Raw genomic sequence first — 14,246 nt, 5'->3', positions numbered from 1 at the left:
GAAAAACGACACCGCGCACATGACGGGGGAACATCCCTACGGTCGTCGTCCCTGCGCGGTACGGGGCGGCGGCGCGCCAGTGTACGCCTGTGATCGTCACGGCAGCAACCGTTAGCCACGTCTCGCCTCCCCGCTCGGGTAAAAAAGCGTCATCTGCCGGTAAAATAGGAGAAAAGCGGCGTTTTATCGGCCATCTCCCGCTGGAAAGTACACGTTCCAGTCACCCGCGCCTCGGCGATCCTCCTGCGCAGAGCGCAACGCTCAGCTATCGTTACGAAGCCGGGCGTCACTAATCATGGCCATTTTTTGCAGCCGCCCCGATCATAGATTATTACTAGGTAGAGTCTCGCAGTGCGTCGGTGCTCACCGCCGCACTCCGGGGAACGGAAGTCGAGTCACCCTGCCGTCGTCGCTGGGACGATGCCGGGTCAATTATGCGGGGCGCCGCGGCCCTGTGCTTAGCAACGCCCGTTAGGCGGGTTAGGGAGTCACCATGATTTACTTCGATCGCAACCGTCTGTTGCAACTGGATCCACGCTTTCTCAAACAACAACGCATCGCCTTAGTGATCCTCTCGCTGCTGTTGCTGCTCGGCGGCATGTTCTGCCTGTTTCGTCCACTCTCCTCCGGTGATGCCCTCAGCGCCATGCTGGGTATCCTCATGATGTTGAGTGGTATCGGCCTGATCATCGGCATGATCGCCAACCGTACCAATAACTTCTGGCCGATGGTCGGCGGTGTCTTGATGGGTATCGCCTATTTGGTGATGGGCTTCATCTTTATCCGTAGCCCGCAGATCGGCCTATTCACCGTCGCCGTCCTGGTCGCTACCCTGTTTGCCCTGGGAGGGATCGCTCGCCTGGTGGCGGGCTTTAAACTCAAAGGCGTCAGCGGCGGTTGGCTACAGGTCGTCATCGGTCTGCTGGATCTGATTATCGCCTGGATGCTGATCAGCGCCGGACCGCAAGACTCCATCCTGCTGGTGACCATGATCGTCGGCATTGAGATGTTGTTCAGCTCCTTCAGTCTGTTCCAGGTCGCCCAGATGCTGAAGGCGCGTTAACGCGTGAAAAGCCTAACCACGGGGCGCCCTAGGGCGCCCCGTTTTATTGCACGTCTAGCTTAAGATTAGTAAGCCTGACGATAGAGTTGCTCGATATCCTGCAGCGTCACACTACGCGGATTACCGCCGGTGCACACGTCGGCCAGTGCCGCCGCGGCCAACTGCGCGATATCCTCCTCACGCACCCCGACCTCGCGCAATGCGGGGGGAATGCCCACCTCGCGATTCAGTGCCTCAACCGCATCGACCGCCGCCATCTGCGCCTGCTCCAGACTCAGGCCATCACAGGCAACGCCCAATGCCCGGGCGATATCGCGGAACTTCTCGCCACAGGCGGCGGCGTTATAGCGCATGACATGCGGCAGCAAGATCGCGTTAGCCACGCCATGCGGCGTGTTATAGAACGCCCCCAACGGATGCGCCATGCCATGTACCAGTCCCAGACCGACGTTAGAGAAGCCCATACCCGCCACATACTGTCCCAGGGCCATCGTCGCTCCGGCCTCGGCATCGCCACGCACCGAGTCGCGTAAGGCGCCGCCGATCAGCTCGATCGCCTTGAGATGCAAGGCATCGGTCAACGCCCAGGCCCCGCGGGTGAGATAGCCCTCGATGGCATGAGTCAGGGCATCGACCCCAGTCGCCGCCTTCAATGCGGGCGGCATACCGTCCATCATATCGGCATCAATAAACGCCGCCTGTGGAATATCATGAGGATCGACACAGACAAACTTACGCCGTTGCTCCTCATCGGTAATGACGTAGTTGATGGTCACCTCGGCGGCGGTGCCGGCGGTAGTCGGTATGGCCAGGATCGGCACGCTCGGACGCGTAGTCGGCGAGAGTCCTTCCAAGCTACGCACATCCTCAAAGGCGGGATTATTGCTGATGATGCCGATCGCCTTGCAGGTATCCTGCGGCGATCCGCCACCGATGGCGATCAGATAGTCGGCGCCACACTCACGAAACACCGTTAGCCCCTGCTGCACCACCCGGATGGTCGGGTTGGGCACCACGCCGTCGAACAGGGCATAAGGCAACCCGGCGCGATCCAGATGATCGGTAACGCGAGCGACAGCGCCGCAAGCGACCAGAGTACGATCGGTGACGATCAACGCCTTACGGTAGCCACGGCGTTGGATCTCTCCCGGTAACTCGGCGATGGCGCCACGGCCAAACCACGCGGTCTCATTCAGGATCATACGATGTGCCATGTTCTCCCCCTCACTCTTCGATGCGTAAGCCGTAAGTTTTAAATTTCTCCAAGACTATCGCGATCTCCTCATCGGACAGGACCGGTACCGGATCGGCGATCGCCAGGGTGGTGAGATACAACCGAGCCAGTACCTCGACCTCATGGGCCAGCCACAACGCCTTTTGCAGGTTTTCGCCACAGGCGATCAAACCATGATGCTGTAGCAGCGTCGCCTTGCGATACTTCAACGCCTCGGTGACATACTCCGACAGAGCCTGAGTACCAAAGGTGGCATAAGGGGCACAGGGGATGGTGTTTCCTCCGGCGGCGGCGATCATGTAGTGGATCGCCGGGATCGGACGGTTCAGGATCGAGACGGCGGTACAGTGAATGGCGTGGTTGTGTACCACCGCATCGGCGTCCGGACGTGCCTGATAGGCGGCCAAGTGGAAGCGCCATTCGCTGGAGGGCAGCTTGCCCTCTTCATGGTGTCCCGCGCCATCGACATAGACGATCTGCTCGCTACGCAGTTGCTCATAAGGAATACCGGTCGGGGTGATCAGCATGCCATCGCGGTAACGCACGCTGACGTTACCCGCCGTGCCCTGATTCAGCCCAAGACGCGTCATCTCCAGGCAGGTATCGATAATGGCACGCGCCAGTGTTTCTCTTTCCATGGTTAACCTCTCTCAGGGTGATGGCGAACACGTCTGCTGCCCATGCCTGCCCGCTCGATACGGGGGCTACAGCGACCGTCGCGCTAATTTCTCTCGATGTCTGCCACTCATATTTCTCCTGAATATCGTCGCAGGAAACCGCTAGGCATTATTTTGTGACCGCCTTCAAGACTATTTCCCTCTCGCAGCGAAATTCACGATAAATAAGCCATGAAAAAATGTCCGTTTCAGCGATTCACTGACTAAACGGGCAATCCCATTGATTTATTAACAATTGCCCGTTTTAAATAAAAAATGCCTATTCGGTCATCCCTCCTGTGTATTTAAATTAAATCTTGTCGCAAACGGTCATCTATTTAATAGCGAGAGGGTGACTCGCTTCACACTTCCCTAGCCACAAGAATTAAATGTGATTGGTTTCATATTTTCAGACCTTTTTTATTTTGAGAATAGCATTGCGTTACGGCAACAGGGCATGATGTGGGCGCATTTGTTAGCGGAGGGATGCCGCCTACCCATGAACGATGCAGATGGTCGAGGAGAATACGCTCCCCCACCAGAAGAGACGAGGGTAACATGAGTATATGTGATTTATTATCAGTGAGTTATAATGCTAACACATTGACATCGCCTACTTCGGCCACGCATGTGTTATGCCATAATTCGCCACTAATAAGCACACGTATTATTTCTCCATTCTCTAACCTTGGCACTTTCGCTCGGGATCACCAGAGAAATAATATTGTCTACTCTATCGCTCACTTTAATTTATTAAATATATTCCGAACGCTCAGGAGTCTATTTTGTATAAAATCCCTCTCTCTTCAAACTATGGTCATGTCTCGCCTCACTATTTCGCCAATTCACGGCGCCATAGATAAGCGTGGCTTAACCAATACCGTCCATCTGGAACCGGCGCGGCGCAACCATACCGATTACACCACAGCGGACGATTAACCTCATCGCCGCCTAATAATTAGAACGCCCTTATCCGATACAAATGTGGAGTGTTAGTCATGTCCGATATTACGACCAAGAGCACTAGCGCAACAAACATTGCCTCGGCGGCTAGCCGTATTGCCGTCGTGCCAAAGACGATCTTATTTCCTTTTATCCTATTAACCAGCTGCTTTGCGTTATGGGGACTGGCCAATAATATGACGGATGTGCTGATCGCGCAGTTCCGTAAGGTCTTTACCCTCACCGATATGCAGTCTGGCCTGGTACAGACCGCGTTCTACGGCGCCTACTTCTGCCTGGCGCTGCCCGCCGCCCTCTTCATCAAACGTTTCAGCTACAAGGCGGGCGTGTTGCTGGGCCTTGGTTTATTCTGTAGCGGTGCGCTGCTGTTCTATCCGGCCAGCCAGATTATGGCCTATGGCCCCTTCTTGATGGCCCTGTTCATCCTGGCGGGCGGGCTGTCCATCCTGGAGACCAGCGCCAACCCTTACATCATCGCGATGGGGCCGCAAGAGACGGCCACACGCCGCCTCAACTTGGCACAATCCTTTAACCCCATCGGCTCCATCACCGGCGTGTTGATCGGCAAGTTCTACATCCTGGCGCAACTCAACCCGGCCAGCGACGCCGAACGTGCCATCATGGATCCCGATGCCCTGGCCTCTATCCAGTCCGCCGAACTCTCCGCCGTGATGGGCCCCTATGTGGTGGTCGCCCTGGTGATCATCATGGTCTGGCTGGCCATCGCCTTTACCCGCATGCCCGTCGCCCACGACAGCAGCGCCAGCGATGGCTCATTGAAGGAGAGCTTTAGCCGCCTGCTCAGTAAGGGCTACTTCGTCCGCGGCGTGATCGGCCAGTTCTTCTATGTTGGCGCCCAGATTGGTTGCTGGTCCTACACCATTCGTTATGTGATGGCCGAAGTCGGCGGCAACGAAGCCGAGGCCTCCAGCTACCTGTTGCTCTCCATCGTCTTATTCTCCGCCTTCCGTTTCGTCTGTACCGCCATGATGAAGTTCGTCTCACCGGCCATCCTGCTCGGCCTGCTGGCCAGCCTGGCCTCTGTCAGCCTGATGTTAGTGATGTTCGTCGGCGGTATCGCCGGGGTCTATGGCCTGGTGGCGGTCTCCGCTTGCATGTCGCTAATGTTCCCGACCATCTTCGGCCTGTCGGTTCATGGTCTGGGTAAAGACACCCAATTCGGCGGCAGCTGCCTGATCATGGCGATTCTCGGCGGCGCGGTACTGACCGCCCTGATGGGCCAGATCTCCGATATGGCAGGCATCCGTATGGCCTTCCTCATCCCGCTGCTGGGCTTCATCTACCTGATCCACTTTGGCTTCAAAGGCCATAAGGCTTAAGCCCGGCGTACCGATTCGCCCGGCATCCCCAAGGCGATGCCGGCCCAATATTAAGCACTAACCGATTACTACGAGGTAACTGCATGAACAAGCAACATAATCTGCCCAAGATTGGTATCCGTCCGGCCATCGATGGCCGCCGTATGGGCGTCCGTGAGTCTCTCGAGGCGCAGACCATGGCGATGGCACAGGCCACCGCACGCCTGATCAGTGAGCAGCTCCGCCACCCGTGCGGTGCCGAGGTCGAGTGCGTCATCGCCGATAGCTGTATCGCCGGCATGGCCGAGGCGGCCGCCTGTGAAGATAAGTTCAGCCGCCATAACGTCGGTCTGACCATCACCGTCACCCCCTGCTGGTGCTATGGTAGCGAGACCATCGATATGGATCCGATGCGTCCGAAGGCCATCTGGGGCTTCAATGGTACCGAGCGCCCGGGCGCCGTCTATCTGGCGGCCGCCTTGGCCGCTCACAGCCAGAAAGGGATCCCCGCCTTCTCCATCTATGGTCATGACGTGCAGGACAGCGACGACGAAGGCATCCCGGCCGACGTACAGGAGAAATTGTTGCGCTTCGCCCGCGCCGGGCTGGCCGTCGCCGGGATCAAGGGCAAGAGTTACCTGTCGCTGGGCGGCGTATCGATGGGCATCGCCGGCTCGATCGTCGACCACGACTTCTTCGAATCCTGGCTGGGCATGAAGGTACAGGCCGTCGACATGACGGAACTGCGTCGCCGTATCGATCAACAGATCTATGACCCGGAGGAGCTGGCGCTGGCGCTCGACTGGGCCGACCACCACTTCCGCTATGGCCCGGATCTCAACGCCGAGCAGTATCGCCGCTCCCCCGAGGATAGCCGCCGCGTACTGCGTGAAAGTCTGCTGATGGCCATCTGCATCCGCGACATGATGCAGGGCAACCCGAAGCTGGCCGAGCTGGGCTGGCAGGAGGAGGCGCTGGGCTATAACGCCGTGGCGGCTGGCTTCCAGGGCCAGCGTCACTGGACCGATCAATACCCCAACGGCGATACCGCCGAGGCGTTGCTCAACAGCGCCTTCGACTGGAATGGTGTGCGTCGTCCGCTGGTGGTGGCCACCGAGAACGACAGCCTCAACGGGGTGGCCATGCTGTTCGGCCACATGCTGACCGGTACCGCCCAAGTCTTCGCCGATGTACGCACCTACTGGTCACCGCAGGCGGTCGAACGCGTCACCGGTCAACCGCTACAAGGGCTGGCCGAGCACGGCATCATCCACCTGATCAACTCCGGCTCCGCCGCCCTCGACGGCACCTGCCGTCAGCAGGATGCCGCAGGACAGCCGACCATCAAGCCGCACTGGCAGATCAGCCAACAGGAAGCCGACGCCTGCCTGGCGGCCACCGAATGGTGCCCAGCCATCCACGAATACTTCCGTGGTGGCGGCTTCTCCTCGCGCTTCCTCACCCGTGGCGGCGTGCCATTCACCATGAGCCGCGTCAACCTGATCAAAGGTGTCGGCCCGGTATTGCAGATCGCCGAAGGCTGGAGTGTCGAGCTGCCCGAGGAGATGCATGACATCCTGGATAACCGTACCAACGCCACCTGGCCCACCACCTGGTTCGTGCCGCGCCTGACCGGCGAAGGCCCGTTCAAAGACGTCTACTCGGTGATGGCCAACTGGGGTGCCAACCATGGGGTACTGACCATCGGTCACGTCGGTGCCGACCTGATCACCCTGGCGTCGATGCTGCGCATCCCGGTATGCATGCACAACGTCGCCGACGACGCCATCTATCGTCCCTCCGCCTGGGCAGCCCACGGCATGGACAGTGAAGGCCAGGACTACCGCGCCTGCCAGAACTACGGCCCGCTGTACAAGCGCGCCTGATGTAACCGGGCGGCATCATGCCGCCCACCTTTTGCCAAGGAGGCGGTATGACTCATGATGTTGTTTTGGTCCTGGACTGCGGCGCCACCAACGTGCGCGCCATCGCCGTCGATCCCCACGGCAACGTGGTCGCCCAGGCCTCACAGGCTAACGCCAGTCAGGCCGGTGATGAGGACGCACGCTGGCATGTCTGGTCGTTAGAGGCCATTCTGCAACGCTTCGCCGACTGCTGCCGCCAGATCGCGCCCCAACTGGCCCAGACGCGCATCCACGCGCTAACCGTCACCACCTTCGGGGTCGACGGCGCCTTAGTCGATCGTCACGGCGAACTACTCTACCCGGTGATCAGTTGGAAGTGCCCGCGCACCGCCGAGGAGATGGCTGGCATCGATCGCTACATCTCGCCAGAGGCACTGCAAACCCTCTCCGGTATCGGTCAGTTCAGTTTCAATACGCTGTACAAGCTGCTGTGGTTCAAGCATCACCACCCAGAGCTACTGGAAAAGGCGCACGCCTGGCTGTTTATCTCATCGCTGATCAACCAGCGCCTGACCGGTGAATTCACCACCGACCGCACTATGGCCGGGACCAGCCAGCTACTGGATGTACGCCAGGAGGTGTTCAGCGACACCATCCTGCGCAGCACTGGGCTACGCACCGATCTGTTCCCACGTATGGTCGCCGCCGGCGAACGCATCGGCCAACTACTGCCGAGCATGGCGCAACGACTCGGCCTACCGGCGGGCATCCCGGTGATCGCCGCCGGACACGATACCCAGTTCGCCCTGTTTGGCTCTGGCGCCGGACAGGAACAACCGGTGCTCTCCTCCGGCACCTGGGAAATCTTGATGGTGCGCACTCCCCAGGTCAACACTGCCCTGCTGCCGCGCCACGCGGGCTCCACCTGTGAGCTGGATAGCTGCCCAGGCCTATTCAATCCCGGCCTGCAATGGTTGGCATCGGGGGTATTGGAGTGGATCCGCCAGCTCTACTGGCATGACGTACCACGCCAAGAGGCCTATGCCCGGATGATTGCCGAGGCCGCCGCCGTCGCCCCTGGTTGCGACGGGCTACGCATGAACAGCCAACTACTCCAAGCCGACGGTCAGGCCGGCTGGCAGGGCGTGAGTCTGCATAGCGGGCGCGGCCACTTCTACCGTGCCGCGCTAGAAAGCCTCGGCTGGCAACTGCGTCACAACCTGCACACCCTGCAGACGCTGGGAGGCTTCCACGCGCAGAGCCTACTGCTGGTCGGCGGCGGCAGCCGTAACGCCCTGTGGAACCAGATCAAGGCCGACATCCTCGACATCCCGGTGCGCGTGCTGGCCAACGCCGAGACCACGGTCCTCGGCGCCGCCCTATTTGCCTGGAGCGGCGCAGGCTACTACGCCTCGGCGGAGCAGGCGCGCGACGCCGTTACCTTTACCTATCACGATTACATTCCGGGCGAACAGCGCGCGTACTATCAGTCGCAGTGCGCGCCCTCGTCCATCAGGAGTCACGCATGCTGAAGAACATCTCTCCGCTGATCTCGCCGCAACTGCTAAAAACCCTGGCCGAGATGGGCCACGGCGACGAGATCATCTTCGCCGACGCCCACTTTCCGGCCCACGCCATGGGGCCGCAGGTGATCCGTGCCGACGGGCTGAGCGTCAGCGATCTGTTGGCGGCGATCATCCCGCTATTCGAGTTGGATAGCTATGCCCCACCGTTAGTGATGATGGCGGCGGTCGAGGGTGACTCGCTCGATCCGGCCGTTGAAGCACGCTACCTGACGGCTCTGTTCGGCGACCTCCCGGCACAACCGGTGACTCGCATCGATCGCTTCGCCTTCTATCAGCGCGCACAGCAAGCGTTTGCGATCGTTATCACAGGAGAGCGTGCCAAGTACGGCAATATCCTGTTAAAAAAGGGCGTGACCCCGTAATCTCTCCCCGTCGCCGCCTCGGATCGTCGGGGCGGCCTCATCCGGGAGTCGAAGATGAAACACGATCGTCATCAGGCCATCATCCAACTGGTGGCTCAATACGGCACGCTGAGTACCGAGGCACTGGCCCAACGGCTGGACGTGAGCCGCGAAACCATTCGCCGCGACCTGAATACCCTGCAGAAACAGGGCAAGATCGTGCGCCGCCACGGACGCGCCACCGGTTTGGGAGGGGAGACCCAGGATAGCGGCGATCCGTTCAACGCTCGGCTGAAGAGCCACCTCTCGGGTAAGGCCGAAATCGCCCGCCAGGCGCTGGAGTGGATCGATGAAGGGATGACCCTAGCCCTCGACGCCAGCTCGACCTGCTACTACCTGGCCCGTCAATTACCCGATATCGACATCACCGTGTTTACCAACAGCCTGCGTATCTGCCAGGAGTTGGCCAAGCGTCAACATATCCAACTGATCAGCTCCGGCGGCCTGTTACAACGCAAGTATGCCTGCTACGTCAACCCGGCGATCCTCTCTCAGCTCAAGTCATTGGAGATCGATCTGTTTATCTTCTCTTGCGAGGGGATCGACGGGCGCGGTGGGTTGTGGGAGTCCAACGCCTATAACGCCGACTTTAAGGCATTACTGCTCAAGCGTGCCGCCCAGTCACTACTGCTGATCGATAAGAGCAAGTTCGACCGCGCCGGCGAGATCCAGATCGGCACGCTGGACGAGGTCGCACAGGTGATCTCCGATACGCAGGATGCGGAACTCGTGGCTGATGATGTGAACCTCTGAATCCCCCGGCCACGGCTGAGTGAGGAGAGGCGATCGCCCACGACGCCAACATGGCGCCAACGTAAAGAGCGAGCTACGGCACATTCTCGCTTCAGAGTATGTAAATCCCCGCCAGCGCGCCGCCGCGCGCTTTAAATATAACCAGCTTTCACCTATGCTATCGGCAATCTGGGTAATACGGGCATGGCTTTTGCTTGGCCCGCAACGGAGAACCACATAATGAAACGGACCAAACACATCAACCGCGGCGCCTTCCGCAAACACTGGCGCATGGCGCCGCTGGCGCTAGCCGTCAGCGCGGTCGTCCTACTGGCCGGCTGCGAGAAGAGCGATGAGACGGTATCGCTGTATCAAAACGCCGACGACTGTAGCAAGGCCAATCCTTCGATGAGCGCGCAGTGCAAGGAGTCCTACGACAACGCGCTGAAAGAGGCGGCGAAGACCGCGCCGAAATATGCCAGCCGTGAGGATTGCATCGCCGAATTCGGCGAGGGGCAATGCACTCAGACGCCGGCACAGGCAGGCATGGCACCGACGGGTAATGGCAACAATGCCGAAGCGGCACAGAGCAGCGGCAGCTTCTGGATGCCTCTGATGGCGGGCTATATGATGGGCCGCCTGATGGGCGGTGGCTTCAACCAACAGCCGCTGTTCACGCCGCGCGGTGCCGCCAGCCCGGCTAATGGCCAGTTCGTCGACGCCAGTGGCAAGAGCTATGGTCCCGCGACCGCCGGCGGGCGTACCATGACGGTGCCGAAGACCGCCATGGCGCCGAAACCCGCCACCACCACCACCGTCACCCGTGGCGGCTTCGGTGAAACCGTCGCCAAGCAGAACAGCCTGCAACGCAGCAGTGCCAGCAGCACCGGCTCTCGCAGCATGGGTGGTTAAGCGATGAAACGCATTGCCATCAGCGAGCGCCCAGACTGGCGCGCCAAAGCCAGCGAATTCGGTTTTCAGTTCCACACTATGTATGGCGAGCCCTACTGGTGCGAAGATGCCTACTATCAATTCACCCTGGCGCAGATCGAAACGCTGGAGGAGACCACCGCCGAGTTGCATCAGATGTGTCTCCAGGTCGTGGAGCGCGTGGTCGACAGCGAGGCGCTGCTGACCCGCTTCCAGATCCCCAAACACACCTGGGACTTCGTGCGCGCCTCCTGGCGCTCTGGCCAACCGTCGCTCTATTCGCGCCTCGATCTGGCCTATGACGGCCAAGGGCCAGCCAAACTGCTGGAGAACAACGCCGACACGCCGACCTCGCTGTATGAGTCCGCCTTCTTCCAGTGGATCTGGCTGGAAGATCAGATCCGCGCCGGTAAGCTTCCCGCCAACGCCGACCAATTCAACAGCCTGCAAGAGCAGTTGATCGCCCGCTTCGCCGAGCTGAAAAGTCACTATGGCTTCCAACTGCTGCACATGGCCTGCTGCCAGGATAGCGAAGAGGATCGTGGCACGGTGCAGTACCTACAGGATTGCGCGGCGGAGGCCGGTCTGGCCACCGAGTTTCTGTATATGGACGAGATCGGCCTCGGGGAGAAGGGGCAGTTTACCGATGCCCAAGACCAGGTGATCAGCAACCTGTTCAAGCTCTATCCCTGGGAGTTTATGCTGCGCGAGATGTTCTCCACCAAGCTGGAGGATGCCGGGGTGCGCTGGTTGGAGCCGGCGTGGAAGAGCATTCTCTCCAACAAGGCGCTGTTGCCGATGTTGTGGGAGATGTTCCCCAACCATCCCAACCTGCTGCCGGCTTACTTTGCCGATGGTCAGCAGCCGCCGCTGGAGAAGTATGTGATTAAGCCACTATTCTCACGCGAGGGGGCCAATATTCGTATCATCGAAAATGGCCAGGAGATCGAGCGTGTCGATGGCCCCTATGGGGAAGAGGGCATGATTGTGCAGCAGTATCACCCGCTACCCAAGTTTGGCGACAGCTACACCCTGATCGGCAGTTGGCTGGTCAACGACAGCCCAGCGGGGATTGGCCTGCGTGAAGATCGCAGTCGTATCACCCAGGATCTGTCGCGCTACTATCCACATATCATCCTGGATTAACGCGCCTGCACCGGAGCCTGACCCAGGGATAGCCAGCGCGCTACGCTGGCGTCAAGGCTGCCCGCCTTGTGAAGAACGGCGCAATAATAAAAAGACACCGCCCGAGGGCGGTGTCTTCGCTTACTCTGGTGTTGGCCGGTGTTTACGCCTTGTCACCGTGGTTCTTCAGTACCACCACTTCATACTCTCCCTTACCGTTGCACTGTACCCCGTGAATATCGGTCTCGAAGCCGGGATAGTGGGCACCGATGTCGCACAACAGTTGCAGGAAGTCCAAGACCGGTTTACTGGCCTCGGTGATCATCTCCCCCGGCATAATCAACGGCACACCGGGAGGATACGGCAGGATCATGTTGGCGCTGACCCGACCGATCATCTGCTGTAACGGACAGCTTTCAATATTGCCGCGGACCTCCTCCTGGAAGGCATCGTGCGGCGTCAATACCAGCGTCGGCAGCACGTCGAAGGCGCTGTACATCAGATCCGGCAGGCGAGACTCGCTGGTCAGCGTGTGGATCCCTTGGGCCAGTTCCTGAATGCGCATGTTCTCATAGAACTCCGGCGCCTCCTGATACAGCGACGGCAACACGTTCTTCACCCGTAGGTTGAGATCGTAGACGCGCTTGAAGTCGGTCAAGGCACGCAGCAGGCTGAGGGCCTTGGTCTTATCGATACCAATGCTAAACAGGAACAACAGGTTATATGGCCCGGTCTTCTCGACGATGATGCCATGCTCATCTAAGTACTTGGAGACGATCGACGCCGGGATCCCCCAGCTATCCATGGTGCCGTCCGCCTTCATCCCCGGGGTCAACAGCGTTACCTTGATCGGGTCCAGGAACATGTGGTCATCATCGATATTCTTGAAACCATGCCAGTCGTTGCGCGCATTCAGCGGCCAGCAAGCGACGTCATCGATGTTGTCAGGTTGCCACACATCGAAGAACCACCCCTCGGACTCGCTACGTAGTCTCTTAATTTCCTTACGGAAGCGAATGGCGCGCTCGATAGAGTTGGCGATCAGGCGCTTACCGGTATTGCCCTTCATCATCGCTGCCGACATCTCGGCCGAGGCCACGATACCGTAGTGCGGCGAGGTGGAGGTGTGCATCATGTAGGCCTCGTTAAAGGTCTCCTCGTTGATGATCCCCTTCACATGGATCATTGAGGCCTGAGAGAATGCGGCCAATAGCTTATGAGTGGACTGGGTTTCATAGATCACCTTACCCGGCACCCGCTCACCACTCATCCCTGCCTTGCCCTGATAGATGGGATGGAAGTTGGTGTAGGGAACCCAAGCGGAGTCGAAGTGGATCGACTTCACATCCAGTGTCTGCTTGATATAGTCGGTGTTATAGAACAAACCGTCATAGGTGGAGTTGGTGACCACCGCATGCACCGGCCAACTGGCGTTCGGCGTGTTACGCACCTTCTCTTCGATGGCCTCGCGGGTAAACTCCTGGCGCGGGATCCCGCCCAAGATACCGTAGGCATTACGCGTCGGGCGCAGGTACAGCGGCACCACATTACTCATCATCATCAGGTGAGTCAGTGACTTATGGCAGTTACGGTCGATCAGGATCGAGGCGCCGGCCGGCGAGGCGTACATCCCGACGATCTTGTTGGCCGTCGAGGTGCCGTTGGTCACAATATAGCTACGATCGGCGTTAAAGGTCCGGGCGATATACTCCTCGGCCTCGCGATGCGGGCCGCTGTGATCCAACAGCGAGCCGAGCTCGGCCACCGAGATGGAGATGTCGGAACGCAGGGTATTCTCACCGTAGAAGTCGTAGAACAGGGTACCCACCGGGCTTTTTTCAAAGGCGGTGCCACCCATGTGGCCCGGAGTACAGAAGGTATACTTCTCCTCGTGGACATACTTAAACAACGCCTTGGTCAACGGCGGCATAATGGCATCGATGTACTGATCGGTACTCTGGCGGATCTTCAACGCGATATCCTGTGCACTGCCCAGGGTGTACTCGAAGAAACGCACGTTCAGACGCAAGTCGCTCATGCTCACGTCCAGCGTCGAATAGGTATTGGCAAAGGCGTAGATCGGCAGCATCTTATTCAACGCGCTGATCTCCTCGCACAGCGCCAGGTTGTACTTATCCCAGTCGAAGATCACCCCGCATAAGCGAGCGTTATTCTCGATCAGTTTGAGTAGATCGTTACGATCGTGCGGATAGGCGATGCGAAATCCCGCCTTCTCCAGCTCCAATTGCAACTCACGCAGCGGCTCTTCCTTAAAATACACGCTCATGTCATTCATTATGGCGATGATATTCATGTGAACTCTCCTGGCCAATAGACTGGCTGCACCGGCGGTATCCTCACCGCCGGTCGGT

The 14,246-nt window shown here is 59.1% G+C and carries 11 protein-coding genes; 8 read left to right on the top strand and 3 right to left on the bottom strand.

The genetic code is table 11. The annotated features are described in order from the left end of the window. Window positions 1-493 precede the first annotated feature (493 nt). On the top strand, window positions 494-1,063 hold the full coding sequence (locus ACEQFP_RS10265; RefSeq protein WP_005281035.1) for an HdeD family acid-resistance protein: 570 nt from the start codon (window positions 494-496) through the stop codon (window positions 1,061-1,063). Window positions 1,064-1,128: 65 nt separating this feature from the next. Here the strand turns inward: ACEQFP_RS10265 and fucO are convergent, their stop codons facing one another. Both fucO and fucA read right to left on the bottom strand, forming a co-directional pair. After that, complete coding sequence (gene fucO, locus ACEQFP_RS10260; protein WP_035598745.1) at window positions 1,129-2,277, bottom strand: lactaldehyde reductase; 1,149 nt, start codon at window positions 2,275-2,277, stop codon at window positions 1,129-1,131. Between the two features lie 10 nt (window positions 2,278-2,287). Beyond that, complete coding sequence (gene fucA, locus ACEQFP_RS10255; RefSeq protein ID WP_370547020.1) at window positions 2,288-2,935, bottom strand: L-fuculose-phosphate aldolase; 648 nt, start codon at window positions 2,933-2,935, stop codon at window positions 2,288-2,290. A 1,016-nt stretch (window positions 2,936-3,951) separates the two neighbouring features. Here fucA and fucP point away from each other — a divergent pair. From fucP to ACEQFP_RS10220, 7 genes are all read left to right on the top strand, one after another. Further along, window positions 3,952-5,256 carry an L-fucose:H+ symporter permease gene (gene fucP / locus ACEQFP_RS10250; RefSeq protein ID WP_005281019.1) on the top strand — a complete coding sequence of 435 codons (1,305 nt, stop codon included), beginning with the start codon at window positions 3,952-3,954 and terminating at the stop codon, window positions 5,254-5,256. Between the two features lie 83 nt (window positions 5,257-5,339). After that, window positions 5,340-7,121, top strand: coding sequence for an L-fucose isomerase (fucI, locus tag ACEQFP_RS10245; protein WP_035598748.1), 1,782 nt, complete (start codon window positions 5,340-5,342; stop codon window positions 7,119-7,121). Between the two features lie 47 nt (window positions 7,122-7,168). Further along, window positions 7,169-8,632 (top strand): L-fuculokinase, encoded by a 1,464-nt coding sequence (fucK, locus tag ACEQFP_RS10240; protein ID WP_035598750.1) that lies wholly within the window; start codon window positions 7,169-7,171, stop codon window positions 8,630-8,632. After that, window positions 8,626-9,048, top strand: a complete 423-nt coding sequence (gene fucU / locus ACEQFP_RS10235) for an L-fucose mutarotase (protein WP_005281012.1) — start codon at window positions 8,626-8,628, stop codon at window positions 9,046-9,048. Before fucK ends, fucU begins: the two co-directional genes overlap by 7 nt. 54 nt (window positions 9,049-9,102) lie before the next feature. Beyond that, window positions 9,103-9,840: an L-fucose operon activator gene (gene fucR / locus ACEQFP_RS10230; RefSeq protein ID WP_370550591.1), complete on the top strand. Its 738-nt coding sequence runs from the start codon at window positions 9,103-9,105 to the stop codon at window positions 9,838-9,840. A gap of 219 nt (window positions 9,841-10,059) precedes the next feature. Beyond that, window positions 10,060-10,731: a DUF1190 family protein gene (locus ACEQFP_RS10225; RefSeq protein WP_005296059.1), complete on the top strand. Its 672-nt coding sequence runs from the start codon at window positions 10,060-10,062 to the stop codon at window positions 10,729-10,731. Between the two features lie 3 nt (window positions 10,732-10,734). Continuing rightward, window positions 10,735-11,895 (top strand): glutathionylspermidine synthase family protein, encoded by a 1,161-nt coding sequence (locus ACEQFP_RS10220; RefSeq protein WP_068871078.1) that lies wholly within the window; start codon window positions 10,735-10,737, stop codon window positions 11,893-11,895. A gap of 142 nt (window positions 11,896-12,037) precedes the next feature. On the opposite strand, the gene ACEQFP_RS10215 is transcribed toward ACEQFP_RS10220, so the two are convergent. After that, a complete protein-coding gene (locus ACEQFP_RS10215; protein WP_005280999.1) occupies window positions 12,038-14,188 on the bottom strand; it encodes a lysine decarboxylase CadA in 2,151 nt (716 codons plus the stop codon). Between the last annotated feature and the right edge of the window lie 58 nt (window positions 14,189-14,246).

It is taken from the genome of Edwardsiella sp. A.80236 (assembly GCF_044540725.1).
In the GTDB taxonomy this organism is placed as follows: Bacteria; Pseudomonadota; Gammaproteobacteria; order Enterobacterales; family Enterobacteriaceae; genus Edwardsiella; species Edwardsiella tarda.
Note: the sequence above shows the minus strand (reverse complement) of the source record. Positions and strands in the feature narration are given on the sequence as shown.